General features: G+C 54.9%; 27 protein-coding genes. 11 read left to right on the top strand and 16 right to left on the bottom strand.

The genetic code is table 11. From position 1 onward, the window contains the following. Window positions 1-39: 39 nt before the first annotated feature. From OK412_RS19175 to OK412_RS19160, 4 genes are all read left to right on the top strand, one after another. Window positions 40-549, top strand: a complete 510-nt coding sequence (locus tag OK412_RS19175; protein WP_010253255.1) for a DUF2778 domain-containing protein — start codon at window positions 40-42, stop codon at window positions 547-549. Beyond that, window positions 530-790, top strand: coding sequence for a hypothetical protein (locus OK412_RS19170; protein WP_010253258.1), 261 nt, complete (start codon window positions 530-532; stop codon window positions 788-790). Before OK412_RS19175 ends, OK412_RS19170 begins: the two co-directional genes overlap by 20 nt. A 7-nt stretch (window positions 791-797) precedes the next feature. After that, complete coding sequence (locus OK412_RS19165) at window positions 798-1,283, top strand: Hcp family type VI secretion system effector (RefSeq protein WP_010253261.1); 486 nt, start codon at window positions 798-800, stop codon at window positions 1,281-1,283. A gap of 392 nt (window positions 1,284-1,675) precedes the next feature. After that, a complete protein-coding gene (locus OK412_RS19160) occupies window positions 1,676-1,837 on the top strand; it encodes a hypothetical protein (protein WP_164501699.1) in 162 nt (53 codons plus the stop codon). A gap of 492 nt (window positions 1,838-2,329) precedes the next feature. Here OK412_RS19160 and asd read toward each other — a convergent pair whose 3' ends face one another. Further along, window positions 2,330-3,439: an aspartate-semialdehyde dehydrogenase gene (gene asd, locus OK412_RS19155; RefSeq protein ID WP_010671542.1), complete on the bottom strand. Its 1,110-nt coding sequence runs from the start codon at window positions 3,437-3,439 to the stop codon at window positions 2,330-2,332. Between the two features lie 217 nt (window positions 3,440-3,656). Here asd and OK412_RS19150 point away from each other — a divergent pair, with 217 nt between their 5' ends. From OK412_RS19150 to OK412_RS19135, 4 genes are all read left to right on the top strand, one after another. Beyond that, window positions 3,657-4,250: a YhgN family NAAT transporter gene (locus tag OK412_RS19150; RefSeq protein WP_003853054.1), complete on the top strand. Its 594-nt coding sequence runs from the start codon at window positions 3,657-3,659 to the stop codon at window positions 4,248-4,250. A 127-nt stretch (window positions 4,251-4,377) separates the two neighbouring features. Then, complete coding sequence (locus OK412_RS19145) at window positions 4,378-4,959, top strand: hypothetical protein (protein WP_264353448.1); 582 nt, start codon at window positions 4,378-4,380, stop codon at window positions 4,957-4,959. After that, window positions 4,956-5,381, top strand: a complete 426-nt coding sequence (locus tag OK412_RS19140) for a hypothetical protein (protein WP_031592690.1) — start codon at window positions 4,956-4,958, stop codon at window positions 5,379-5,381. The genes OK412_RS19145 and OK412_RS19140 overlap by 4 nt, the downstream gene beginning before the upstream one ends. Beyond that, window positions 5,378-5,707, top strand: a complete 330-nt coding sequence (locus tag OK412_RS19135; RefSeq protein ID WP_094190435.1) for a DUF805 domain-containing protein — start codon at window positions 5,378-5,380, stop codon at window positions 5,705-5,707. The genes OK412_RS19140 and OK412_RS19135 overlap by 4 nt, the downstream gene beginning before the upstream one ends. Window positions 5,708-5,720: 13 nt before the next feature. Here OK412_RS19135 and gntU read toward each other — a convergent pair whose 3' ends face one another. From gntU to OK412_RS19115, 4 genes are all read right to left on the bottom strand, one after another. After that, the gene (gene gntU, locus OK412_RS19130; protein ID WP_031592692.1) at window positions 5,721-7,061 is read right to left on the bottom strand and encodes a gluconate transporter; all 1,341 of its coding nucleotides are present in this window, start codon (window positions 7,059-7,061) and stop codon (window positions 5,721-5,723) included. Window positions 7,062-7,063: 2 nt separating this feature from the next. Beyond that, on the bottom strand, window positions 7,064-7,600 hold the full coding sequence (gene gntK, locus OK412_RS19125) for a gluconokinase (RefSeq protein ID WP_010253272.1): 537 nt from the start codon (window positions 7,598-7,600) through the stop codon (window positions 7,064-7,066). Between the two features lie 140 nt (window positions 7,601-7,740). Further along, window positions 7,741-8,736, bottom strand: coding sequence for a gluconate operon transcriptional repressor GntR (gene gntR, locus OK412_RS19120; RefSeq protein ID WP_010671536.1), 996 nt, complete (start codon window positions 8,734-8,736; stop codon window positions 7,741-7,743). 102 nt (window positions 8,737-8,838) lie between these two features. Beyond that, on the bottom strand, window positions 8,839-9,534 hold the full coding sequence (locus tag OK412_RS19115; RefSeq protein WP_052270772.1) for a pirin family protein: 696 nt from the start codon (window positions 9,532-9,534) through the stop codon (window positions 8,839-8,841). Between the two features lie 349 nt (window positions 9,535-9,883). Between OK412_RS19115 and OK412_RS19110 the strand changes: the two genes are divergently transcribed. Then, window positions 9,884-10,378 carry a GNAT family N-acetyltransferase gene (locus OK412_RS19110; protein ID WP_033780971.1) on the top strand — a complete coding sequence of 165 codons (495 nt, stop codon included), beginning with the start codon at window positions 9,884-9,886 and terminating at the stop codon, window positions 10,376-10,378. 323 nt (window positions 10,379-10,701) lie between these two features. Here OK412_RS19110 and ggt read toward each other — a convergent pair whose 3' ends face one another. Beyond that, complete coding sequence (ggt, locus tag OK412_RS19105; protein ID WP_031292113.1) at window positions 10,702-12,453, bottom strand: gamma-glutamyltransferase; 1,752 nt, start codon at window positions 12,451-12,453, stop codon at window positions 10,702-10,704. Between the two features lie 206 nt (window positions 12,454-12,659). Between ggt and OK412_RS19100 the strand changes: the two genes are divergently transcribed. Next, window positions 12,660-12,953: a DUF2756 domain-containing protein gene (locus tag OK412_RS19100; protein ID WP_010253283.1), complete on the top strand. Its 294-nt coding sequence runs from the start codon at window positions 12,660-12,662 to the stop codon at window positions 12,951-12,953. Here OK412_RS19100 and ugpQ read toward each other — a convergent pair. From ugpQ to OK412_RS19050, 10 genes are all read right to left on the bottom strand, one after another. Further along, window positions 12,950-13,693, bottom strand: a complete 744-nt coding sequence (ugpQ, locus tag OK412_RS19095) for a glycerophosphodiester phosphodiesterase (protein ID WP_010671531.1) — start codon at window positions 13,691-13,693, stop codon at window positions 12,950-12,952. The genes OK412_RS19100 and ugpQ overlap by 4 nt on opposite strands. Beyond that, window positions 13,690-14,763, bottom strand: coding sequence for a sn-glycerol-3-phosphate import ATP-binding protein UgpC (locus OK412_RS19090; protein WP_010253289.1), 1,074 nt, complete (start codon window positions 14,761-14,763; stop codon window positions 13,690-13,692). The genes ugpQ and OK412_RS19090 overlap by 4 nt, the downstream gene beginning before the upstream one ends. Window position 14,764: 1 nt before the next feature. Next, window positions 14,765-15,610 carry a sn-glycerol-3-phosphate ABC transporter permease UgpE gene (ugpE, locus tag OK412_RS19085; protein WP_010671530.1) on the bottom strand — a complete coding sequence of 282 codons (846 nt, stop codon included), beginning with the start codon at window positions 15,608-15,610 and terminating at the stop codon, window positions 14,765-14,767. Then, window positions 15,607-16,494 (bottom strand): sn-glycerol-3-phosphate ABC transporter permease UgpA, encoded by an 888-nt coding sequence (gene ugpA / locus OK412_RS19080; RefSeq protein ID WP_010253295.1) that lies wholly within the window; start codon window positions 16,492-16,494, stop codon window positions 15,607-15,609. Before ugpA ends, ugpE begins: the two co-directional genes overlap by 4 nt. Before the next feature lie 54 nt (window positions 16,495-16,548). Next, complete coding sequence (ugpB, locus tag OK412_RS19075) at window positions 16,549-17,865, bottom strand: sn-glycerol-3-phosphate ABC transporter substrate-binding protein UgpB (protein WP_167430532.1); 1,317 nt, start codon at window positions 17,863-17,865, stop codon at window positions 16,549-16,551. Between the two features lie 528 nt (window positions 17,866-18,393). Next, window positions 18,394-19,107 (bottom strand): high-affinity branched-chain amino acid ABC transporter ATP-binding protein LivF, encoded by a 714-nt coding sequence (gene livF, locus OK412_RS19070; protein ID WP_022624013.1) that lies wholly within the window; start codon window positions 19,105-19,107, stop codon window positions 18,394-18,396. A gap of 1 nt (window position 19,108) precedes the next feature. Next, entirely contained in the window at window positions 19,109-19,876 is a 768-nt protein-coding gene (gene livG, locus OK412_RS19065) for a high-affinity branched-chain amino acid ABC transporter ATP-binding protein LivG (protein WP_191920634.1), read from the bottom strand. Then, the gene (locus OK412_RS19060) at window positions 19,873-21,144 is read right to left on the bottom strand and encodes a high-affinity branched-chain amino acid ABC transporter permease LivM (protein ID WP_010253305.1); all 1,272 of its coding nucleotides are present in this window, start codon (window positions 21,142-21,144) and stop codon (window positions 19,873-19,875) included. The genes livG and OK412_RS19060 overlap by 4 nt, the downstream gene beginning before the upstream one ends. After that, on the bottom strand, window positions 21,141-22,067 hold the full coding sequence (livH, locus tag OK412_RS19055) for a high-affinity branched-chain amino acid ABC transporter permease LivH (protein ID WP_009087789.1): 927 nt from the start codon (window positions 22,065-22,067) through the stop codon (window positions 21,141-21,143). Before livH ends, OK412_RS19060 begins: the two co-directional genes overlap by 4 nt. A 134-nt stretch (window positions 22,068-22,201) precedes the next feature. Next, a complete protein-coding gene (locus OK412_RS19050) occupies window positions 22,202-23,314 on the bottom strand; it encodes a branched-chain amino acid ABC transporter substrate-binding protein (RefSeq protein WP_010253311.1) in 1,113 nt (370 codons plus the stop codon). Window positions 23,315-23,709: 395 nt separating this feature from the next. On the opposite strand from OK412_RS19050, the gene panM reads away from it, so the two are divergent. Continuing rightward, complete coding sequence (gene panM, locus OK412_RS19045) at window positions 23,710-24,105, top strand: aspartate 1-decarboxylase autocleavage activator PanM (protein ID WP_010253313.1); 396 nt, start codon at window positions 23,710-23,712, stop codon at window positions 24,103-24,105. Window position 24,106 lies beyond the last annotated feature (1 nt).

The following is a 24,106-nucleotide window of genomic DNA, read 5'->3' as shown; positions in this document are numbered from 1 at the left end:
AGCATGTAAATTCAAAAATTTTAGAAGTAAAGGACTGCTATGTCTTTACAAGGAAAGTTTGTCATAAACAATGCTGATTACTCTCCTCTGATTTTTCCGGGCTTAGGCACTTTTTTAGCGTTTTCTGGTAATGATATTTACCGTAATAAGGGTGGCTGCGGGATGATAATAAACAAAGGGCCATTACCTGCCGGACACTACTACATAGTCGACAGACCTTCTGGTAGTTGGGTCAATAGCGTCAGAGCATGGGCAATTGACGAAATAAAAAGTGCATTCAAATATCATGTTGATCATTCAGAATGGTTTGCCCTTTTCCGCGTTGATGGGATGATCGACGATAGCACCTTTTTTCGAGGAGTAACGCGAGGAGGCTTCAGGCTTCATCCCGGTCAGGTTTCAGAGGGCTGTATTACGCTGGCCTGGCAATCAGACTTCAACATGCTGAGAAATGCTCTATTAAGAACATCTAAAATCTCGGTTCCTGGCACAGACTTAAAAGCCTATGGCACCATTGAGGTAATCACTTATGGCGACACTTGCCCGTAGATTAGGAAAATTAGCCTTCTTCCTTCTTCTTTTACTTATCGTTGGTCGGGCTATGGGTGAGCCTTATAACTGGATTAATTATGATTTCGCTTTAAAGCTAGGCCATATTTTATATGGCTCCGGTGAAATTGGCGCAGAGGCAATAGATGATACGTATTTCTATATGAGTTTCCTCACTAATATAGTTATCACTGCGGCAATTTTTTTCATAACAATGAAGTTGATCAGAAAAGTAAGGTGATAATAGGATGCCAATTCCTGCTTACATGTGGCTCAAAGATGATGGCGGTGCTCATATTAAAGGTTCTGTTGATGTATGGGATCGTGATGGCAGCATTGAGATTGTTGGTTTCAGTCATGGACTGAACATTCCTGTAGATAGTGCTAACGGCAAGATAACCGGCAAGCGTTCACACTCACCTATGATGATTGAAAAGGAGTTTGATAGCTCCAGTCCATATCTTTATAAGGCGGTTGCTACGGGCCAGACGCTGCAAAGTGCGGAAATCCGCTGGTATAAAATCAATCATGCCGGGCAGGAAGAGTGTTACTTTGTCATGACTATTGAGGGGGTAAAGATCACTGGCGTGAATCCTGGCATGCCAAACGCTAAAATGTCCGGTAATGCGCAAATCAACCATATGGAATCAATATCCATGATGTATGACAAAATCACATGGCGTTATGTTGATGGAAATGTCCAGTATACCGATGACTGGAATATACGAGCATAGAACATCGGATAGAAATGCTTCACTGAAGGGCATGAATGTGTAAATAAACGAATAAAAATATAATAGCCTGAATTTATACTGACTACTACAACTCTAAAATGGCGTACCAGCATCATCGTACAGGTATTTTCTTCCAGAACGAGATTCGCATACATTACTTTCATTCTAAACATTTCCGAATGTAATGGCGCAACTATTTTTTTACGTCATTAACTCTGCAAGCACAGAGGGTTAACATACTAAAGAATGAATAAGTCATTCAATTTTGAACATTGTCACATTTCGAAAATGAAGCGGTAAAAGTTAGCAAAACATGATTGAAAACCAGACAAGTTAGTCGTATTAAAAAAAAGACATCAATTAAGATGTCTATGTGAATAAGGAAATTAACAATGGCAAAACATTGGTCAGGGCAACCATGCCCTAAGACTGGAACTTATGGCCAGTATCACGATACTGACAATTCATACGCAGGAACTGCATATGATCGCCATGTGAAAAAAGATGATCCATTTCCGCCAAGCAAAAACAATCATCACTTCAAAGAAAAGTGATACTGAATAGAAAAAGCCCCTCGGGGCTTTTTCTTTTTTACCACCGTATTACATCCTTATTGACCACCGTACCATCATTCCCATCCCGTCATTTAAAATGCATTAGCGTCTAAAAAAGCCTGCATTGCGCATGCCTGATAAATGATGATTTTTGGGCGGTTAGGACCTTAATGAAAAGTGTTTGCAGATTCAGTCTGACGAACACAATTTCTAAGACACTATGTACTCCATTGAGCAGCGACAGAATGTGCATATTGCTGTGATGCAAGTCTCTGCCCAAAGCCATCCATCAAGCTCAAAAAACACACCATAAAACGCAAAGAATTTTTTGGCTGAAGTCAAAATTATCCATAGACTGGACTAACAACAAAAAGCCCGTAACCATCAACAATGATTACGGGCTTTCATATAGCTATCAGACAGTTAATCGATCATCTTTGCCTAATCTGATCGGCATTGATCATAAATCCGGCCTTTGGCGATGTTTTCTGTTTAGCTGGTTAACAACCGCAGCATGCGACGTAGCGGTTCGGCTGCGCCCCATAACAGCTGGTCGCCCACTGTGAAGGCAGAGAGATATTCCGGCCCCATATTCAGTTTACGCAACCGGCCAACCGGCGTGGTCAGCGTACCGGTGACAGCGGCGGGCGTCAGTTCACGCATCGTCAGTTCGCGGTCATTCGGCACCACTTTGACCCACTCATTGTGAGAGGCCAGCAGCTGCTCAATTTCAGCCAGCGGCAGGTCGCGTTTCAGCTTCAGCGTAAAGGCCTGGCTGTGGCAGCGCAGTGCCCCGACGCGCACGCACAATCCATCAACGGGGATGACGTTACGGGTGGCGAGGATCTTGTTGGTCTCAGCCTGGCCTTTCCACTCTTCGCGGCTCTGACCGTTTTCCAGCTGTTTGTCGATCCACGGAATCAGGCTGCCCGCCAGCGGCACGCCGAAGTTATCGGTCGGCAGGGTACCGGAACGGGTGAAGTCGGTCACGCTACGCTCGATGTCGAGGATGGCGGAGGCCGGGTTCTGCAGCGCAGGCGCAACGTGATCGTGCAGCATGCCCATCTGGGTCAGCAGTTCACGCATGTGGCGCGCGCCGCCGCCAGAGGCCGCCTGATAGGTGGCAACCGAAGCCCACTCCACCAGGTCCTGAGCAAACAGGCCGCCCAGCGACATCAGCATCAGGCTGACGGTACAGTTACCGCCGACAAAGGTTTTGATCCCACTGTCGATACCCTGGCGAATCACCGCATGGTTGACCGGATCGAGGATGATGATGGCATCATCTTTCATGCGCAACGTGGAGGCCGCATCAATCCAGTATCCCTGCCAGCCGCTGGCGCGCAGCTTTGGATAGACGTCACTGGTGTAGTCGCCACCCTGGCAGGTAATAATGATATCCAGCGCCCGCAGCGCCTCAATATCAAACGCATCCTGCAGTGTGCCCTGCTGTTTGCCCGCAAATGCGGGTGCCGCCTGACCATGCTGCGACGTCGAGAAGAAGACCGGATTGATTGCATCAAAATCACGCTCTTCACTCATGCGGGACATCAGCACGGAGCCGACCATACCGCGCCAACCAACAAAACCTACATTCTTCATGTCGTGTCCGTCTAAGGCAGTTACACCTGCTTTTCATTTCAGAGGAGAGAGCGGCGTGCTATTTTCACGCCGCTCTGCGTAATAATAAGATTTACCTGTGTCCCTTCACTCTACAAAATGCAGGCCGGGTAGCAAGTGAATTAATTCGATTACGCTAACTTTTTCAGCAGCGTAACTAATAACTCCGCTTTTTCGTGAACAACATGGCGTAAAACCGATGACTGAAATGATTTCAGCGACAATATTATTGTTGTTAATTATGGATCCGCTGGGCAATCTGCCGATTTTTATGTCGGTTTTAAAGCATCTGGAGCCGAAACGGCGGCGAGTGGTGCTGATCCGTGAAATGTTGATTGCTCTGATCATCATGCTGCTGTTCCTGTTTACCGGTGAACGCATCCTGGCATTTTTGAATCTGCGTACTGAAACGGTGTCGATTTCCGGCGGGATCATCCTGTTTCTTATCGCCATTAAGATGATTTTCCCGTCGGCGGAAAGCAGCAGTTCTGGTTTACCGGCGGGTGAAGAGCCCTTCCTGGTGCCACTGGCGATCCCACTGGTAGCCGGGCCATCGCTGCTGGCGACGCTGATGCTGCTGTCGCATCAATATCCGCATCAGATGTCGCACCTGGTCGGCGCGCTGCTGATCGCCTGGGGCGTGACGGTGGGTATTCTGCTGATGTCAGGTCTGTTCCTGCGGCTGCTGGGCGATAAAGGCGTGAATGCGCTGGAGCGGCTGATGGGATTAATACTGATTATGCTGGCAACTCAGATGTTCCTGGACGGCATTCGGGCTTATCTGAAGTTATAACCGCACCTTTGCCCTTTTGCCCTGACAAGCCGGCAGGTAGCCGCATTAATTCAGCCTGTTTATCACAAAGTTACGGCATTGAAATGAACAATAATATTTATATAATGCTGTTAAAAAGGAGATATCGATGGCGGGCAGTATCGAAAATTATGCCGGGACAGGCGTGTTTATTATCGTTGAGCGGCTTTACAGCAGGGATGCGCCGAACTGGCATGGTGTTGGCGCCTCCATGGTGCAGATTCACAAAATGGTTTACCAACTTTATCATAAACAAGATCTTTATCTGGAAGGCAAGAAGATCGAACCCGACAGCGCGACGGTTTGGCAGCGTTTAAAAATCCTGTTTGGCGCGGATTTGGTACAGAAAAATGCAGCCGATAACAGTACCTGCTTTTCCCTCGACTATGCAGGTTCCCGCTTTGTCACTACGCCTTTTTCAGGCATCGACTCAAAAAAAATCCCGGATTTTTTGACCAGAGAATATACCCTGCCTGGCCGCAACGTACTTGCCTTTGGCAGCGATCCCTTTCCGCATGTCGGCCTTTATGGCCGTTCAGATGCCCGCTTTGTGATGGCGGAAGGCGGTAAAGGTGACCCGACCGCCGCCGCGAAATACGATGCAAAAAGTAAACAGCTGGTGATGGTGGACCCCGGAAAAGAGCTGCCGCAGCTGATGCAGCGTCTGAAAACCCGGAGGGAAATGCAATGAGGTTGTTATTACCCTTTTTTTTCGGCGCGCTCTATCTGATAACAGGTTACGTCTCCCTTCAGGAAGTGCTGCAGTATGCCAACAGCGGCCATTCAGGGGTGATCACAGATATGCGCAGTTATCTGGTTGCCCCGCTACTCTGCGCGTTGCTCTGGCTGCTGGTTTATCTGGTAGCCTGGTGGGGGTTCAGAAAAATTGCCTTTCTGTCCGCGGCTAAAGAAACAGCCTTTCAGGCACTATTCTTTCTGGCAAATATACTCTGTTTAGCTGGCCTGACCGTATTATCCGTCTCGGGCCGGAAAGCGGCGTTGAATGACGTGCAGCTGATCCATCTTGACGTCACTGATTTTGCCTGGGTTTACTTACTTGCCGCCGCCATTACGCTGGTTGTTTTTGCTCTGATAAGAAGAAAATGGGCATGAACAGGCTGCTGCAGATTATCAAAAGCTGTCTGCTGCGCACGTTTAACTATGAGGGGCGTGAAGGAAGGACGAGCTATTTTATTTTCCTGCTGTTTCAGCTGGCCTGGTTCTGCAGTTATCTGCAATGGTTTACCGGGCCACAGCATGAAATAGGCTTAGTCGCGCTACTACTGTTTATTTTGCCTGTTTTTTCCTGCGGGGTGAGGAGAATAAATGACTCTGGCTATTCACGCGGCGTCATTGTTCTTTTGGTGATGGCGCCTTATCTGCTGTTCCCTTTTTTACTCTTCCCCCGCTCGCGGGAAAAAAACCTGACGGGCCGATAGCCCGCCGGGTTGGTCAGGAAAGCAGTTCGAAAGCAATCATACCTACGACAGCCCCGGTAGTGCCGAGAATGGTTTCCATCAGTGTCCAGGTCTTAAGCGTTTCCGCTTCGCTGGCCCCGGTGAAGCGACCAAACAGCCAGAACCCAGCATCGTTCACATGGCTGATAATGATTGAGCCACCGCCGATGCAGATCGATAGCGCCGCCAGCTGAGCGCCGCTGTAGTGCAGCGGTTCAATCACTGGCATGATTAAGCCCACCGTGGTCAGACAGGCGACCGTCGCCGATCCCTGAATCACCCGCACCGCACCCGACAGGATAAAGCAGGCCAGCGCAATTGGCAGTCCTGCGCCGGTCAGCGCATTGCCCAGCACCGGACCCACGCCGGAGTCCACCAGCACCTGCTTAAACACGCCGCCCGCGCCAATCACCAGCAGGATAATACCGGCCGGTTGCAGCGCGCTGCCGCACACCTGCATTACCCGCTCTTTATCCATACCCTGACGGTAAGCCAGGCCATAAATCGCCACCAGCAGCGCCAGCAGGATTGCGGTGAAAGGATGGCCGATAAATTCCAGCCACTCATACAGGGTGGTGCCTTCGGTCGTGAAGCGTGCGCCGATGGTTTTCAGGCCAACCAGCACCAGAGGAAACAGAATCAGTGAGAGGCTGAAGCCAAACGACGGCAGCTTGCTCTCATCGACATCCGGTTGATGATCTTCCGGCGGCGCGCTGAACGAGACGTGGTTGCCAATGAAGTTGCCAAACAGTGGCCCGGCAATCAGCATGCCCGGGATCGCCGCACAGAGACCCAGCAGGATCATCCAGCCAAAGTCTGCGTGCATCTGCGAGGCCAGCAGCATCGGGGCCGGTCCGGGCAGCAGAAACGCCGCCGCTGCGGCCACACCGGCAAACAGCGGGATCACCAGCTTCACCAGATTGCCGCCGGTACGCCGTGCCACCGCAAAAGCGATGCTGATCAACAGCACGACTGCCACCTCAAAAAAGAGCGGCAGCGCGCAGATCAGACCGGCAATGCCCATCGCGTAATGGGCACGGCTCTGACCAAAGGTTTTCAGCATCCGGATGGCGATCTGATCAACTGCGCCGGTTTCATGCAGGATTTTGCCGAACATCGCGCCCAGCGCGACCACAATCGCGAGGAAGCCGAGCGTGCCGCCCATCCCCTTCTGCATGGTTTCAGCGATTTGATTCAGTGGCATGCCGGAGAACAGCCCGGCACCGATGGACACTAACATCAATGCGACGAAGGCGTGCATACGGGCCTTCATCACCAGGAAAAGCAGCAGCAGGACGGAGCCTGCTGCGGTCAAAACGAGTGTTGCGGTATTCATCTCTAACCCTGGCTGATAGCGTCCTGGATAGTCGCAACCGTAGCCGCCACCACATCGTCCAGTGAATGCGCGATATCCACCACCAGTACATCCGGCTCATCGCTGCCTGGCTCTTCCAGCGTCGCAAACTGCGTCACCAGCATCTGCGGCTTGAAGAAGTGGCCTTTACGCGCTTTCAGGCGGGCTTCGATGGTGTCGAAATCGCCCTTCAGGTAGACGAAACGCAGATTGTCATTTCCCTGACGCAGGATGTCGCGATAACTTTTCTTCAGGGCTGAACAGACAATCACGGAAATCGCCTGGGTGCGCTGCATGGCAAACGCGGCGTCGTTCAGTGCCTGTAACCACGGCTGGCGATCGTTGTCATCCAGCGGATGACCATCGGCCATCTTCAGGATGTTGGCGCGGGGGTGGAGAAAATCACCGTCAAGAAAGGCTGTATTCAGCTGGTGAGAGACCTGATTGGCGACGGCAGACTTTCCGCTGCCTGAAACGCCCATCAGGATAAAAACGTGATGCGACGGGGATTGCGTTGTCATTTTTCTGCTCCGGCAGGTGAGAATTTGCCAATGTTACCGATAACAATGTCGTTTCTCATTCTCCTGGCCGCTTAACAGCCTGGCAACCTTTTTACCAGGAAATGCATGAAAGTGTGAGCTGACTCATAAAAACGCCACAATCAGATGCTGCCACCTTCACTGATCTCAAAACCGACATCCAGCGGCTGGCAGACGCTGGTTTCTCCGGCAATGCGCGCCAGCAGCAGCGCCGCAGCTTCACGCCCCATGCGGTCGCGTGGCGTCAGCACTGTCGCCAGTTGTGGCGTGACAACCTGACTGATGTCATGGCCGTGGAAACCGGCAATCGCCATCTGAGAGGGCACCTGCAATCCCTGACGCTGGCATTCAAACATCGCGCCGACCGCCAGATCATCATTGGTACAGAACAGGCTATCTGTTTCAGGATAGAGACGTTGCGCCTCACGCAGCAGATCACAACCGGCGCTGAATGAAGAGGCATCTTCCATCATCACACTGCGTGGCGTCAGCCCCGCTTCGCGCATCGCGATTTCGTAACCGCGCTGCTTCTGCAGCGTACGTTCATCCAGGCGTGCGCCGAGGTAGACGGTATGACGATGACCTTTGCTGAGGATTGCCTGCGTCATCTGCCGGGCCGCTTCAACGTTATCAAAGCCTACCGCCATATCCAGGCAGGGCGTGACGCTGTCCATCACCTCAATCACCGGGATACCGGCCACTTCCAGCATGCGCAGCGTGCCTGGTGTATGAGTGCGTTCGGTGAGGATAACCCCATCAATGTTCCAGCCCAGCAGCGAGCGCAGTTGCAGCTCCTCTTTTTGCGGGTTGTAACCAAAGTGGGCGACCAGCGTCTGATAGTTGGCTTCGTCGGTGACGGCTTCGATGCCGCGCAATACGTCAGCAAAAACCTGGTTTGTGAGTGACGGCAGCAGTACGCCAATGGCGCGGCTGGTGGCGTTAGAAAGCATATCGGGGGCGCGATTGGGGATATAACCCAGCTCATCCAGTGCCACCGCAATCTTATCCCGCAGGGCAACGGAGACCTGCTCTGGATTACGCAGGTAACGGCTGACGGTCATTTTAGTAATGCCGACGCGATCGGCAACGTCCTGTAATACCGGTCTTTTCTTCTTCATCGTAGCGCCTGGGATCGCCCTTAAAGCTAAAGTACGATGAGTCTATCACTTTTCTGTCACAAAATTGCCAACCGGGCGCGACGATGCGCGCCCGTTATCTGCTTAGACCGGTGGCAGATCAAACAGCAGGACTTCTGCAGCCGAGCTGGCTTCAATGGTCAGCGCGCTTTCGTCCCAGATAGCCAGGGCGTCGCTGGTGGTGATCGCGTTGCCGTTAACGGTAACATCACCTTTCACCACCTGAATCCAGATACGACGTCCCGCATCAATCGAGACATTGTCCTGTTCGCCAGCAGCCATTACCCAGCGCGATAAGGTCATGTCCTGAAAGACTTTCAGCGACCCTTCACGGGCATCCGGGCTTAACACCAGCTGACGTCCCTGCACATCCGGGAAGCGGCGCTGATCGTAGCGTGGTTCGATACCGGTACGCTCAGGAATGATCCAGATCTGATAAAGGTGCAGCGGCTCGCTTTCGCTGGCGTTGTACTCAGAGTGACGTACGCCGGTGCCGGCGCTCATAATCTGAAACTCCCCTGCCGGGATCTGCTCTTTGTTGCCCATGCTGTCCTGATGCTCAACCGTACCGGAGAGCACGTAGGTCAGGATTTCCATATCTTTGTGAGGATGGGTACCAAATCCCTGACCGCCATCAATCACATCTTCGTTGATGACCCGCAGCGCGGAGAAACCCATAAAGTTCGCATCGTGATAGCTGGCGAAAGAGAAAGTGTGCCAGCTATCCAGCCAGCCATGGTTTGCGTGACCGCGTTCTTCAGCTTTGCGTACATAGATCATGTTCAAATCTCCTCAATGTTTTTTATAGTCTGTCTCTGAGGCGGTTCGATTGATAGCTGAAAAACTTCACGCCTCTGTTCAAAATAGTTGAATGAACATTGAGCAGTGGCTGAAAAGCACTGAAGAAGGGCAGGCAAAAAAAAAGCCAGCAGATAAGCTGGCTAAATAATACTGGAAGCAATGTGAGCAATGTCGTGCTTTCTCAGGCTGTCGGGCGACCTCCCGAGAACGCATGACAATAATAATCATTATCATTCGCGTCTGTAAAGTCATTTTCACATTTTTTACCCTGATTAACGCGGTGAATACCTTGATGTTTAAAGGGTTTTAATGGGCTAAAGGAGAAACCATGAGTGAAATAGTTGTCCGCCACGTCACGCCTGAAGATGCTGCTGCACTGCACAGGATCTACGGTCAGCCAGATACCCAGGCCAGCACACTCCATTTGCCCCACTCATCACTCCAGATGTGGCATACCCGTCTCGCGACGCCTCAGCCCCATGCGCATCTGCTGGCGGCCTGTATCGATGATGTCGTCGTCGGTCAGTGTGCGCTGCATGTGGAAGAGCGCGCCAGACGCCGTCATGTCGCCTCACTGGGTATGGGCGTGGATGAACGCTATCGTCAGCGTGGCGTCGGAACCGCACTCATGCGTGAAATGGTCGCGTTGTGCGACAACTGGCTACAGGTGAGCCGAATGGAACTGACAGTATTCGTCGATAATGGCCCGGCTATCGCCCTTTATCAGCGTTTCGGTTTTGAGATTGAGGGAACGGCTAAAGGCTTCGCAATGCGGCACGGTGAACTGATCGACGCGCATTATATGGCGCGGGTTAAAGCCTGACGTGTGTGAAAAAGGGCACTTTTCAATGCCCTCCAGACCGATGACAAACCCAAAAGTTAACGAACCTGGCAGCAACTTATTAGCCTAACGCGCAGGGAACACAGGCAGAAGAGGAAAGCGTCCCGCGCCAGGGACAAAAACGCCGGGAGCGTTTTTGAACAACGCAAAGCGTTGGCCCGGCTACGGGCGCACCTCAGGGATGAGGTGCGTAATAGCGCGGGCCGAGCAGTCAGGGATGACGCTTTTGCGTCTTTCCGATCTGACCGTGTTTCCTGAGCAGGCTCGATCTCACAGCCACTCAACCCCGTCCTGGCTATCAGATATCAATAACCCGCACTCAAATCATCAATGCTGCGCGGATCGGAAGCGCCATAGAGCATGCCATCCGGCCCAATCATGATGCTCTGCGTACTGCCCATCGACGGAAGTACCTTCACATGCTGACCTTTGGTTTCCAGCAGACGCAGCGTATCGGGGCTGAAGCCCTTCTCCACCCGCAGCTGATCCGGCAGCCACTGATGATGGAAGCGCGGCGCATTAGTGGCTTCCGCCACGTTCATCCCGAAATCGATGCTGTTAACCACCATCTGCAGCACCGTGGTGATAATGCGGCTGCCGCCAGGACTACCCGTCACCAGCCAGGTTTTTCCCCCTTTGGCGACGATGGTCGGCGACATCGATGACAACGGACGTTTCGCCGGTTGCACCGCATTCGCTTCCCCGCCGACCAGCCCGTAGACATTGGGCGTGCCTGGCTTGGCTGAGAAGTCATCCATCTCGTTATTCATCAGGATGCCGCTGTTGCCCGCCACAATTCCGCTGCCGAAATAGGTGTTAAGCGTATAAGTCACCGCGACCGCATTCCCCTGCTTATCCACCACCGAGAAATGGGTAGTCTGATTGCTTTCATAAGGTTCGAGCTTGCCCGGTTTGATCTCGCTGGAAGGCCGCGCCTTCGCCACATCGATCTGCTGCGCCAGGGTTTTGGCATAGGCTTTACTGGTCAGCGCCTGCCACGGCACCTTCACGAAATCGGGATCGCCGAGATATTCCGAACGGTCCGCGTAGGCATATTTCTCCGCTTCTGCCATCACCTGCATGGCATCAGCACTGCCAAAGCCCATCTTCGCCAGATCGAAGTTCTCCAGGATATTCAGAATCTGCACGATGTGGATGCCACCGGATGACGGCGGCGGCATTGAGAAGACTTCATAGCCACGGTATGTCCCGCTAATTGGCTTACGCTCGACCGCACGATAGGCCGCCAGGTCAGCTTTGTTGATCAGGCCGCCATGTTGCGCCATCTCTCCGGCGATCTCATCCGCGATTTCACCTTTATAAAAAGCATCCGGCCCCTGACGGGCAATCAGTTGCAGGCTGTGAGCGAGGTTCTTCTGCACCAGCCGATCGCCCTTCTGCCACGGCGTACCGTCCGGTTTGTAGAAAATCGCTTTGCTGTTGGGATGGGTGATCAGCACTTCTTTGCCGTAGGTCTTCAGGTCATCCGCCAGCGCGTCGTTGACCGGAATACCGTCACGCGCCAGTTTGATCGCCGGGGCCAGCAGCGTGCTCAGCGGCAGAGTGCCATATTTCTGCGCAGCCAGCGCCAGTCCGGCTACGGTGCCCGGCGTGCCGGAGGCGAGATGTGATGTCAGCGACAGCTTGCTGTCAGCGTTGCCCTGCTTATCCAGGAACATGTCACGCGACGCGTGTCCCGGTGCCATTTCACGGAAATCGATAGCCGTGGCGCGGCCAGAGGCAGTGCGCAGCAGCATAAAACCACCGCCGCCGAGATTGCCCGCCTGCGGATGGGTCACGGCCAGCGCAAAGCCTACCGCCACCGCGGCATCCACCGCATTACCGCCCTGACGCAGGATCTCGACGCCAACCTGCGTCGCCATCGCATCCACTGACGCTACCATGCCGTGCTGCGCTTTTACCGGGTGAAAAGTGTCACTGTCCACTCCGTAGGAGACCGGAGGAGCCTGCGTTGGCGCGGCGTTAGCGCCTGCCACTACGGTGAAACTCATCACCAGCGACCAGCTAAGCTGACGCACTGTTTGCTGCATTTTCATCCTGCCACCATCCCATATTGTTATTTACATTTTTTTATCATTTCTGCAAGTGCCTACAAATACAGCAAAATAACCGGGGTTAAGTCAAATCAGGAATAGATCGGAAAGTAAGGTCTGTGATATCGGGTAAACTTATGGCTACGACCCTGATATCGGTGTACGCCGGTGTGCACCCAAAACCCTGTCGCTTTAAGGAAGGAGGAGTGATGAAAAAGTGGATGATTATTCTGGCCGCTCTGCTGCCTTTCGCCAGTCAGGCGAACACGCTGAACAGCACTAACGATCCGAATAAACCTGGCTATAACCCCAGCCAGCAGCGGATGCAGTCGCAGATGCAGACCCAGCAGCAACAGCAACAGCTGAAGCTGCGCCAGGATCAGCAGCGTCAGACGCAGGACACGCAGCGTAAAATGCAGGAGCAGCGGAACAGCGCCCAGCAGCGGGTGATTACCACGCAGCCGGGCCAGCAGAATCAGAATCAGAATCTAAACCAGAACTAATGAAAATCGGGGCCGATGATGTCGATGGCATCAGTACAGATGGCATCGACGCCCCATTTCAGCAATTCCCGCGCCCGATCCGGGCTGTTCACGGTATAAACCAGAATCTTCAGGCCTGCGGCTTTCAGTTCGGTGACCCGCTCAGCGGTCAGCACCTTATGATTAAGGTGAATTGAGACGCACGCCAGCGCAGCTGTTTTCTCCTGCCACTGCGGGTCCCAGCTGTGCGACAGCAGGCCACGCGGCAACTGCGGCTCTGCCTTCATCGCGGCTTCCAGCGCCTCAAAAGAGAACGAAGAGAGCAACGGTGCGACCTGATCCTGCCACAGTATCGCGGCAGCCTGTGCCACGGCGCGTCCGGTTTCAGCATCGCTGCCGGTGGTCGGTTTGATTTCGATGTTCGCCATCATCTGATGCTGACGGCAGCGTGCCGCCACCTGATCCAGCCGCGCCAGCTTTTCACCGGTAAACGCGTTGCCAAACCAGCTGCCCGCATCAAGCTGCGACAGCTTCTCCCACGGCAGCTGACCCGCCACGCCCCAGCCGTTGCTGGTGCGATCGAGCGTGTCGTCATGCAGCAGGAAGATCTGCGCATCGGCCGATAATTTGGCATCAAATTCAATCATCTGATGACCATATTTCGCGCCAGTGTCGATCGCCGCCAGCGTATTTTCCGGTGCCAGTTTACCGCCGCCGCGATGGGCGACGATGTGGGGATAGGGCCAGTGTTGTGTGCTCATTCCAGACGCTTTCCATGGGTTGAATCGAAGAAGTGTAACGCATCTGACGGCAGATGCAGCCACAGCGTACTGCCTGGCTGCGGGCGTTCACTGTGGGCTAAGCGTACCACCAGTGGCGTGTCACCGATGCGGCCATGTGCCAGATTATCAGCCCCCAGCATCTCCAGCGTATCGACCCGCAGCGGCACGCCGCCCTGCTCGCGGCTACTGAGCCGGATGTGCTCTGGCCGGATACCCAGCACCACCGGCCGGTTAGCCCATTTCGCTTTACTGTCGCTGAGCGGCAGAGCGTGCGAGGCGTCGAGGTCAAAGCGTGATCCATCGCTGCTGAACTGTCCTTTCAGTAAATTCATGGCGGGCGCGCCAATAAACGAGGCAACGAACTGGCTGGCGGGACGCTCATACACTTCGACCGGCGTGCCGAGCTGCTCGACCACCCCTTTGTTCATCACCATCACCCGCTGCGCCAGCGTCATCGCCTCCACCTGATCGTGGGTGACATAGAGGCTGGTGGTCTGTAAGCGGCGATGCAGCTGCTGCAGTTCCAGCCGCATCTGCACCCGCAGACGGGCATCAAGGTTGGAGAGCGGCTCATCAAACAGAAAAACTGCCGGTTCACGCACGATCGCGCGGCCCATCGCCACGCGCTGCCGCTGTCCGCCGGAGAGTTCGCGAGGCCGACGCATCAGCAGATGATCCAGTTCCAGACTGCGCGCCGCGTCGAGCACCCGCTGGCGGACCTGCTCTTTGCCCATGCCACGGATTTTCAGGCCATAGGCCATGTTCTCCTCCACCGACATATGGGGATAGAGCGCGTAGTTCTGGAACACCATTGCAATCCCGCGATCTTTTGGCTCTTCCTGAGTAACGCGCCGGTCGTCGATATAGATATCGCCGGAGCTGACGCGCTCCAGTCCGGCCACCATGCGCAGCAGGGTCGATTTACCGCAGCCGGATGGCCCGACCATCACCATAAATTCGCCGTCATTGATGGTGACATTCAGCGGCTGAATGATCTGATTTTTGCCATCGTAGGATTTGGTTACTGCCTGAAGGGTTACGCCTGCCATCTTATTTCTCACTCTCAACCAGACCGCGCACAAAGGCACGCTGCATGACTAACACCACCACCAATGGTGGGATCAGGGTTAATAACATTGCCGCCATCACTTCATTCCACTGGGTCGGCGATCCGCTGGAGGAGATCATGCTTTTAATCCCCGCCACCGCCGTGCCGAGGCTGGCGTCATTGATGATCAGCAGCGGCCACAGGTACTGGTTCCAGCCGTAGATAAAGGTGATCACAAACAGCGCCGCCAGATTGGTTTTCGACAGCGGCAGAACAATGTCGATAAAGAAGCGCATCGCGCTGGCCCCGTCGATGCGTGCCGCCTCCACCAGCTCATCCGGCAGCGACATAAAGAACTGGCGGAACAGGAAAGTGGCGGTGGCCGAAGCCATCAGCGGCAGAGTTAATCCGCTGTAGCTGTCGAGCAGGTTGAGATCGGCAATCACCTGCACTGTCGGGAAGATACGCACCTCAACCGGCAGCATCAGGGTGATGAAGATCAGCCAGAAAAAGAGCGTGCGCAGCGGAAAGCGAAACCAGACCAGCGCAAACGCCGACAGCATCGACACCGTGATTTTGCCGAAGGTGATGCCCAGCGCCATGATCATGCTGTTGAGCAGCATCAGGCCAAACGCCGGCCCGTTGCCGTTGACGCCATGCGTCCAGATGCGCGAGATGTTCTCCCACAGGTGCGTGCCAGGCACCAGCGTCATCGGCACCTGATAGACCGCTTCGTTATCCAGCGTCGCCGCCACAAAGGCGACATAGAGCGGAAACAGGATGGTGAGCACGCCCAGCACCAGCACGATGTGGCTGAAGAGATCCAGCCCGCGTCGATTCTCAATCATTGGTATTGCACCTTACGTTCAACAAAGCGGAACTGAAGCACCGTCAGCCCGATGACCAGCAGCATCAGCACCACCGACTGCGCAGCGGACGAGGAGAGATCCAGACCGGTAAAGCCTTCGCGATAGATTTTGTAGATCAGCGTGGTGGTCGCCTGCACCGGCCCGCCGCCGGTGGCGGCATCGATTACCGGGAAGGTATCGAAGAAGGCGTAGATCAGATTCACCACCAGCAGGAAGAAGCTGACCGGCGTAATTAGTGGCAGCGAGAGGTTGAAGAAGCGACGCACCGGTCCGGCACCGTCAATGGCGGCGGCTTCCACCAGCGATTTGGGGATCGATTGCAGCGCAGCGAAGAAGAACAGGAAGTTGTAGCTCATCTGCTGCCAGATTGATGCCAGCACAATCAGGAACATCGCCTGACCGCTGTTTTGCGCATAGTTCCAGTTGTAGCCGATGTGGTTCAGCAGATAGCTGAACAGGCCCAGGCCCGGATTAAAAAGGAACATCCACAGTACCGCGGCCACGACAGGCGCAACGGCGTAGGGCAGCAGCAACAGCGTCTGATAGAGACGGCGCAGCCGCACCACATAATCCACCAGCGCCGCCAGCAGCAGCGAAAAGACCATGCCGAACACCGTGACCATGCCGCTGAATTTTATGGTGGTCCAGAACGAATCCAGATAGTAAGGATCGGCAAACAGGCGTCTGAAATTTTCCAGCCCGACAAAGCTGCTGGAGATGCCAAAGGGATCGAGGCTTTGCAGCGAGTACCACAGCGCTTCACCGGCAGGCCAGAGAAAGAAGATGGCGGTAATCAGCAGTTGCGGCAGCACCAGAAGATAGGGCAACAGGCTGGTGCGAAAGACCGGACGAGATGAAGACATGGCATACCTGGCGTCAGAGAGAGGGGCCAGCCTGAGCTGGCCCGCAAGGAGAGATTACTTCACCTGCTGCTGGAAGCGGCGCAGCAACTCATTACCGCGTTTCACTGCGTTATCCATCGCGTTCTGCGGCGACTGCTTGCCGGTCCAGACGCTTTCCAGCTCTTCGTCGATCACGGTACGAATCTGCGGCATATTGCCCAGACGCATGCCTTTGGTGAACGGCAGTGGCGGCTTGTTCATCATCTGACGGGTGGCGATATCCGCACCCGGATTCTTATCGTAGAAGCCCTGCTGTTTAGTCAGCTCGTAGGCGGCGGTGGTAATCGGCAGATAGCCGGTTTTCTGGTGCCATTCCGCGGCGATTTCCGGTTTAGCGAGGAACTGCATAAACTCAGCCACGCCTTTGTAGGTTGTCGCATCTTTGCCTTTCATCACCCACAGGCTGGCACCGCCGATCAGGGCGTTCTGCGGCGCATTCGGCACGGTCTCGTCATACGGCATCATGCCAACACCGAAGTTGAATTTGGCGTAATGACGGATATCAGCCAGCGAACCCGATGAGGCGGTGGTGATACCGCAGTCGCCGTTGTAGAACTTGGCGGTGGACTCATCTTTGCGGCCAAAATAGGTGAAGTCCCCTTTCTTGTTCATCGCTTCCAGCAGCTCGATATGACGAACCTGTACCGGCTTGTTGAACTCCAGCACGGCGTCGAGTCCGTCAAACCCGTTGTTTTTGGTCGCTACCGGCAGAGCGTGCCAGGCGCTGAAGTTTTCAATCTGGATCCAGCCCTGCCAGCCGCTGGCGTAGCCACAGCTCATGCCCGATTTGCGCAGTGCGGCGGCATCCGTCGCGAGCTCCTGCCAGGTTTTCGGTGGCTGATCCGGGTTCAGACCCGCTTTTTTAAAGGCATCTTTGTTGTAGTAGAGCACTGGCGTCGAGCTGTTGAACGGCTGAGAGATCAGCTGACCTTTACTGTCGCTGTAGTAGCCCGCCACCGTTGGCACGAACTGCTTTTCATCAAAGGGGATACCGGCGTCTTTGAAGACCTGATGCACCGGCACAATCGCCTGCGAGGCCATCATGGTCGCCGTACCGACTTCATAAACCTGCAGCACAGCAGGGGCTTTGCCGCTGCGCACTGCCGCAATCCCTGCCGCCAGGCTCTGCTCGTAGTTACCTTTGTAGGTCGGAACAATTTTGTAATCGGGATGCGTCTGGTTAAAACGCTGTGCCAGCGAATCCACTTCTTTGCCTAGCTCGCCTTCCATAGAGTGCCAGAAAGGGATCTCAGTGGCGGCCATGGCATGGCTGCTGAGCGTCAGACCGAGCAGCACGCTCATCAGGCTACGACGAAAGGTAACGACGGACATAGAATTTTCCTGTGCAGGTAAATACGCGTGAAATCACGGATTTCTGTTTCGCGAAGTAACATGACACGGGGAAATGAAGGATTAATAACAGAAAGATGACAGCCGGGTGACAGACCGGTATGCGCAAAAGAGGAGTCTGGCAGCGCAGCGGTAACGCGGCACCGCTGCCAGGTTTTGGTTACATAATTTGCAGAGCGGCTGGGCAGTAAAAAAGCCCGCAGCGGATTCTACCTCACCAAATGCAAAAGGCGATGGCGGCCCCTCTACACCGACACTCAAGGCCGTCTGCGCCGCATCACACACCCATTTTGAAGGCCGTCGGCGGCGCAGGCAGGTTGCGGGCGGACAGCGCGCAGCCACCGGAGCGTACACGTAGTACGTGAGGATGGCGAGCACTGCCCAACCGCAACCTGACCAGTAAGCCAGGCCTGTGTACCAAAGCGCGCAGTAACCGGAGCGTATATATATACGTGAGGATTACGAGCACTGCCCGGTGTCGAAATGGCAAGCAAGCCAGGCCGTGCCCCATCAGGCACCTAAGTAAGCACTGCGGACGGCTTCGTTGGAAAGGAGTGCTGCACCTGTGTCTTCGAGCACCACATGCCCGTTCTCCAGCACATAACCCCTATCCGCCAGCTTCAGCGCCTGATTCGCATTCTGCTCCACCAGAAAAATCGTCATCCCCTCGCTGCGCAGCTGCTCAATGGTGTCGAAGATCTGCTGAATAATGATCGGTGCCAGTCCCAGCGACGGCTCATCCAGCAACAGCAGGCGCGGCTGGCTCATCAGCGCACGGCCAATCGCCAGCATCTGCTGTTCGCCGCCCGACATCGTCCCGGCGCGCTGGATTTTACGCTCCTCCAGACGCGGGAAGAGTTCATAAACGCGCTTGATCCGCGTCAGATAGTCCGGACGGCTGGCAAAAAAGCCCCCCATCGCCAGGTTCTCTTCTACCGTCATGCGCGAAAAGACCCGCCGGCCTTCCGGCACGATGGCGATCGCTTCACGCATAATGCGCGAGGTTTGCCAGTCGGTGATGGTTTTGCCATCAAAGGTAATGGTGCCCTGCGTCGCGCGCGGTTCGCCGCACAGCGTACCCAGCAGCGTGGTTTTTCCGGCACCGTTAGCGCCAATCAGGGTGACGATTTCGCCCTGATTGATATAGAGGCTGACGTTGTGCAGCGCCTGAATTTTGCCGTAGTGGGCGCTGACGTTCTCAATGGTTAACATCGCATTTGCCATCTCAGGCCTCTCCTAAATAGGCACGAATGACATCCGGGTTATTACGAATCTCTTCCGGCGTTCCGTTAGCCAGCGGCGTTCCCTGATTGACCACATAAATACGGTCAGAAATCCCCATCACCAGCTTCATATCATGTTCAATCAGCAGCACCGACACCTTGTGTTCACCACGCAGCTCCGCAATCAGCGCGTCCAGCTCGTGCGTCTCTTTGGGATTAAGGCCCGCCGCCGGTTCATCCAGCATCAGGATTTCCGGGCGCGTCACCATACAGCGCGCAATCTCCAGCCGACGCTGCTGACCATAGGCCAGATTGCCCGCCTGACGGTTAGCCAGATCCAGCAGCCCCACCCGCTCCAGCCAGATCGCCGCACGATCCAGCGCCTCGCTCTCACTGCGGCGAAACGCCGGGGTTTTCAGCAGACCGGAAAATACACCACTTTTCAGATGCTGATGTTGCGCCACCAGCAGATTCTCAATGACCGTCATCTCACGGAACAGACGCACATGCTGGAACGTCCGCACGATGCCCATCCGCGCAATCTTCTGGCCCGGCAACCCTTCCAGATGCTGCTCACGCAATGTGATCGTCCCGCCGGTTGGCTTGTAAAAGCCGGTCAGGCAGTTGAACACGGTGGTTTTACCGGCACCGTTGGGACCAATCAGCGAAACGATCTCCTGCGGACGCAGCTCCAGCGCCACATTGTTCACGGCTAACAGACCGCCGAAGCGCATCATCAGGCCTTCAACGGCTAATAAAGGCTGAATCATGCCTGCTCTCCTTGTTTACCGGTTCTGAGCTTCAGATGCGGACGCTTCATCGGCAACAGGCCCTGCGGACGCCAGATCATCATCAGCACCATCAGGCCACCCAGCACCAGCATGCTGTACTCATTGAGATCGCGCATCAGCTCGCGTGACACCACCAGCAGAATGGCGGCCAGAATCACCGCAAACTGCGAACCCATCCCGCCCAGCACCACAATCGCCAGCACAAAGGCGGATTCGACAAAGGTAAAGGATTCCGGGCTGACAAAGCCCTGACGTGCCGCGAACAGGCTGCCGGCAAAACCGGCAAACGCGGCACTGATGGTAAAGGCGGTCAGCTTGATGCGGGTCGGGCTGAGGCCCAGTGAACGACAGGCAATCTCATCCTCACGCAGGGCTTCCCAGGCTCGGCCCAGCGGCATCCGCAGCAGCCGGTTGATCACAAACAGCGTCAGCACCACCAGCAGCAGCGCCACCAGGTAGAGGAAGATAATGCGGTCGCTGGGATCGTACTTCAGGCCAAAGAAGTTATGGAAGGTATCCCAGCCGCCTTCCCGCGGCGTACGGCCAAACTCCAGACCAAACAGCGTCGGTTTCGGGATCTGGCTGATGCCGTTCGGCCCGCCGGTCAGGGCGGTATTGTTCAGCAGCAGAATACGCACGATCTCACCGAAGCCCAGCGTCACTATCGCCAGATAGTCGCCGCGCAGTCGCAGCACCGGGAAGCCCAGCAACAGACCAAACAGCGCGGCAACTATGCCGGAGAGCGGCAGGCACTGCCAGAAGCCGAGACCGTAATAGTGATTCAGCAGCGCAAAGGTGTAGGCACCGATGGCGTAAAAGCCGCCATAACCCAGCACCAGCAGGCCAGAGAGGCCGACCACCACGTTTAAGCCCAGACCGAGCATCACGTAGATCAGCGTCATGGTGGCGATATCGACGGTGCCGCGTGACACCAGGAATGGCCAGGCAACGGCGGCGATAATCAGCACCGCCATCACCAGCTTCTGCTTCGGCGTCGAGCCATCCAGACCCGGTAACACCAGCGCCGGACCCGAGATTTTCTTCAGGCCGCTTTGCCATACCGGACGCAGCAGTTGAAACAGAAACACCACCGCACAGCCTGTGGCGATCCAGTTCCAGCGCACGCTACCGGCGTTCTGCACCACCAGATTAGTGCCGTCCAGATTCAGGCGCAGCCCCATAAAGAAGGTGGCGAGCACCAGCAGCATCACCGAGGAGATCAGGGCATTGATAAAGGAAGTCTTCATACTTTTTCGACCTCCGGGCGACCCAGAATCCCGGTCGGCATCACCAGCAGTACCACAATCAGCAGGGCAAACGAGACCACATCTTTATATTCCGTGCTGAGATAGGCCGAGGTCAGCGCCTCGGCGATGCCCAGCACCAGACCACCAATCATCGCGCCCGGAATACTGCCAATCCCGCCCAGCACGGCGGCGGTGAACGCTTTCATGCCTGCCATAAAGCCGATGAAGGGGTTGATTGAACCGTAGAACTGTCCCAGTAACACGCCCGCCACTGCGGCCATTGCTGCACCGATCACAAATGTCAGCGAGATCACGCGGTCAGTGTTTATCCCCAGCAGGCTGGCCATTTTCAGGTCTTCTGCGCAGGCGCGGCAGGCGCGGCCCATCCGCGAATAGCGGATAAAGGTGGTCAGCGCCAGCATCGCCAGGAACGTCACCACCCAGATCACTATCTGCATGGTGGAGATGGTAGCGGCAAAACCGTTGCTCTCGCCTACCGTCCACTGTCCGGTAATCAGACTCGGCAGCGCCAGGTCGCGTGAACCCTGCGTCAGGCTGACGTAGTTTTGCAGGAATATCGACATCCCGATGGCGGAGATCAGCGCAATCAGGCGCTTGGACGATCGCACAGGCCGGTAGGCGACGCGCTCAATGCTCCAGCCGTAGGCGCTGGAGATAATTACCGCCATCACAAAGCCGGCCGCAATCATCAGCCAGGTGGTGTCGATGCCCATCATCATCAGGGCGGCAATCACGATAAAGGAGACATAGCTACCGATCATGTAGACCTCGCCGTGGGCGAAGTTGATCATGCCGATAATGCCGTAAACCATGGTGTAACCGATGGCGATCAGCGCGTAGGTGCTGCCCAGGGTCACACCGTTAAACATCTGCTGAATAAAATAGAGAAACTGCTCGGACATACCTTGACCCTTACTTAACCGATCATGGGCGATCGGGGTACAAAAAACGCCTGGCAGACCAGCACCAGGCGTTCGTGTCGCTGGTCAGGGGAAACCGGTTAACCGGCCTCCCGCTCACCACAAAACAGCCTGGTTTACTTCACTGCGGTCGAGGTGCCATCGGCATGCCATTTAAAGACGCCGAATTCAAAGCCCTTAAGGTCACCCTTCTCATCCCAGTTCAGGTTGCCCATCACGGTTGGCACCGCGGCACCTTCCTTGAGGTTTTTCACGATAGCGTCCGGCTCAGCGCTCTTGCTGCGCTCCATGCCGGTTGCCAGCGACTGCAGTGCGGCATAGGTGGTCCAGACGAACGGTCCGGTCGGATCCAGTTTCTTCGCTTTCAGCGCTTCCACGATCGGTTTGTTGGTTTCAACCTGGTCGTAGCGTTTTGGCAGGGTCACCAGCATGCCTTCAGAAGCGGCACCGGCGATGTTCGACAGCGAGGCGTTACCCACGCCTTCCGGTCCCATAAACTGGGTTTTCAGGCCCGCAGCACGTGCCTGACGCACGATCTGGCCCATTTCCGGGTAGTAACCGCCGAAATAGACGAAATCGACGTTCTCTTTCTTGAAGCGCGCGACCAGCGTAGAGAAATCTTTATCGCCAGCGGTGATACCTTCAAACATCACGATATTAGCGCCCTGCTTTTTCAGGCTCTCCTGTACGGAGCGCGCCAGGCCTTCGCCATACTGCTGTTTGTCATGCACTACGGCGATGCGCTGCGGTTTAAGCTCGCTCATCACATATTTCGCGGCGGTCGGCCCCTGATCGGAGTCGAGACCGGTGGTGCGCATAATCAGTTTATAGCCGCGGGAAGTCAGGTCAGGGGCGGTCGCCGCCGGGGTAATCATCAGCACGCCTTCATCTTCATAGATGTCAGAAGCGGGCTGGGTGGATGAAGAGCAGAGATGACCGATCACGTAGCGGATGCCGTCGTTAATCACCTTGTTCGCTACCGCAACCGCCTGTTTCGGGTCACAGGCGTCGTCATATTTCACCGCAACCAGTTTGTTGCCGTTAACACCGCCTTTGGCGTTGATATCTTCAATTGCCTGAGTCGCACCGGCGAACTGCATGTCGCCGTACTGCGCCACCGGGCCAGACATTGCGCCGACAATCGCCACTTTGATATCTTCAGCCAGCGCCGCATGGCTCATCGCCAGTGCTACACATCCCGCCAGTAATGCGCGACCTTTCATTTTCATCCTGACTACCCCATTTGTTTTGTCGTGTATGTTGTGAGTGTTTGTGCTGTCAGATAAAGTCGAAAACTGATTAAGCATGAATGAGTTAGCGTACTTTTCTGACATTTTTTATTAATAAGGCTTTATTTTTCAGGTTATTAAACAGGAAGTTTCTTCTGTAAATCAACTGACATATTCAGAATTGACTGAGTGAAACAGCATAATACACTGGAGGCAACGGCCGGTTTTTCACCGCTTTGCCAGCGCGTTATGCTGGATTGATCGCACGCTATCCCTGTTTACAACTATCATCCTGGCATCCCGACCATCTTTTGACCTGTTTTATTGATGAAAATGTGGTAGCACTCTGGTTGTACATTTTCGCTGCACTTTCCCCTGTTACAGAGGTTTTTGTTATGAAGCTCACTATCCAGCGTTTAACCACGCTGACCGCGCAGGACCGCATTGATCTTGGCAAAGTCTGGCCGGATCTGGAGATTGAACAACTGGAGCAGCAGCTGGATGAGCGCCATCGTCTCTATGCTGCCCGTTTTAACGACCGGCTACTGGCGGGTTTGCAGCTGGAAATCGCCGGGATCCACGGCAAAGTTCACCGGCTGTCGGTGCGCGATGTCACGCGCCGACGCGGGGTGGGACAATATTTACTGGAAGAGACGATCAGGCAGAATGGGTCGATAGCGGACTGGTGGATTGCCGATGATGGCAGTGACGATCAGCAGGTGCGGGCAGCCTTTATGCAGGCGTGTGGCTTCAGGGCGCAGAGTGACGGCTGGATAATGGCGGTAGAATAGT

The organism is Pantoea sp. JV6 (assembly GCF_025910055.1).
GTDB classification, from domain to species: Bacteria; Pseudomonadota; Gammaproteobacteria; order Enterobacterales; family Enterobacteriaceae; genus Pantoea; species Pantoea agglomerans.
The sequence above is the reverse complement of the archived record's forward strand: the minus strand, read 5'-3'. Positions and strand labels throughout refer to the sequence as shown.

What these genes read in the sequence shown, in the direction of transcription:
- OK412_RS19175 (WP_010253255.1), top strand. Translation starts at nt 40, where the DNA reads ATGTCTTTACAAGGAAAGTTTGTCATAAACAATGCTGATTACTCTCCT.
- OK412_RS19170 (WP_010253258.1), top strand. Translation starts at nt 530, where the DNA reads ATGGCGACACTTGCCCGTAGATTAGGAAAATTAGCCTTCTTCCTTCTT.
- OK412_RS19165 (WP_010253261.1), top strand. Translation starts at nt 798, where the DNA reads ATGCCAATTCCTGCTTACATGTGGCTCAAAGATGATGGCGGTGCTCAT.
- OK412_RS19160 (WP_164501699.1), top strand. Translation starts at nt 1,676, where the DNA reads ATGGCAAAACATTGGTCAGGGCAACCATGCCCTAAGACTGGAACTTAT.
- asd (WP_010671542.1), bottom strand. Translation starts at nt 3,439, where the DNA reads ATGAAGAATGTAGGTTTTGTTGGTTGGCGCGGTATGGTCGGCTCCGTG.
- OK412_RS19150 (WP_003853054.1), top strand. Translation starts at nt 3,657, where the DNA reads ATGACTGAAATGATTTCAGCGACAATATTATTGTTGTTAATTATGGAT.
- OK412_RS19145 (WP_264353448.1), top strand. Translation starts at nt 4,378, where the DNA reads ATGGCGGGCAGTATCGAAAATTATGCCGGGACAGGCGTGTTTATTATC.
- OK412_RS19140 (WP_031592690.1), top strand. Translation starts at nt 4,956, where the DNA reads ATGAGGTTGTTATTACCCTTTTTTTTCGGCGCGCTCTATCTGATAACA.
- OK412_RS19135 (WP_094190435.1), top strand. Translation starts at nt 5,378, where the DNA reads ATGAACAGGCTGCTGCAGATTATCAAAAGCTGTCTGCTGCGCACGTTT.
- gntU (WP_031592692.1), bottom strand. Translation starts at nt 7,061, where the DNA reads ATGAATACCGCAACACTCGTTTTGACCGCAGCAGGCTCCGTCCTGCTG.
- gntK (WP_010253272.1), bottom strand. Translation starts at nt 7,600, where the DNA reads ATGACAACGCAATCCCCGTCGCATCACGTTTTTATCCTGATGGGCGTT.
- gntR (WP_010671536.1), bottom strand. Translation starts at nt 8,736, where the DNA reads ATGAAGAAGAAAAGACCGGTATTACAGGACGTTGCCGATCGCGTCGGC.
- OK412_RS19115 (WP_052270772.1), bottom strand. Translation starts at nt 9,534, where the DNA reads ATGATCTATGTACGCAAAGCTGAAGAACGCGGTCACGCAAACCATGGC.
- OK412_RS19110 (WP_033780971.1), top strand. Translation starts at nt 9,884, where the DNA reads ATGAGTGAAATAGTTGTCCGCCACGTCACGCCTGAAGATGCTGCTGCA.
- ggt (WP_031292113.1), bottom strand. Translation starts at nt 12,453, where the DNA reads ATGAAAATGCAGCAAACAGTGCGTCAGCTTAGCTGGTCGCTGGTGATG.
- OK412_RS19100 (WP_010253283.1), top strand. Translation starts at nt 12,660, where the DNA reads ATGAAAAAGTGGATGATTATTCTGGCCGCTCTGCTGCCTTTCGCCAGT.
- ugpQ (WP_010671531.1), bottom strand. Translation starts at nt 13,693, where the DNA reads ATGAGCACACAACACTGGCCCTATCCCCACATCGTCGCCCATCGCGGC.
- OK412_RS19090 (WP_010253289.1), bottom strand. Translation starts at nt 14,763, where the DNA reads ATGGCAGGCGTAACCCTTCAGGCAGTAACCAAATCCTACGATGGCAAA.
- ugpE (WP_010671530.1), bottom strand. Translation starts at nt 15,610, where the DNA reads ATGATTGAGAATCGACGCGGGCTGGATCTCTTCAGCCACATCGTGCTG.
- ugpA (WP_010253295.1), bottom strand. Translation starts at nt 16,494, where the DNA reads ATGTCTTCATCTCGTCCGGTCTTTCGCACCAGCCTGTTGCCCTATCTT.
- ugpB (WP_167430532.1), bottom strand. Translation starts at nt 17,865, where the DNA reads ATGTCCGTCGTTACCTTTCGTCGTAGCCTGATGAGCGTGCTGCTCGGT.
- livF (WP_022624013.1), bottom strand. Translation starts at nt 19,107, where the DNA reads ATGGCAAATGCGATGTTAACCATTGAGAACGTCAGCGCCCACTACGGC.
- livG (WP_191920634.1), bottom strand. Translation starts at nt 19,876, where the DNA reads ATGATTCAGCCTTTATTAGCCGTTGAAGGCCTGATGATGCGCTTCGGC.
- OK412_RS19060 (WP_010253305.1), bottom strand. Translation starts at nt 21,144, where the DNA reads ATGAAGACTTCCTTTATCAATGCCCTGATCTCCTCGGTGATGCTGCTG.
- livH (WP_009087789.1), bottom strand. Translation starts at nt 22,067, where the DNA reads ATGTCCGAGCAGTTTCTCTATTTTATTCAGCAGATGTTTAACGGTGTG.
- OK412_RS19050 (WP_010253311.1), bottom strand. Translation starts at nt 23,314, where the DNA reads ATGAAAATGAAAGGTCGCGCATTACTGGCGGGATGTGTAGCACTGGCG.
- panM (WP_010253313.1), top strand. Translation starts at nt 23,710, where the DNA reads ATGAAGCTCACTATCCAGCGTTTAACCACGCTGACCGCGCAGGACCGC.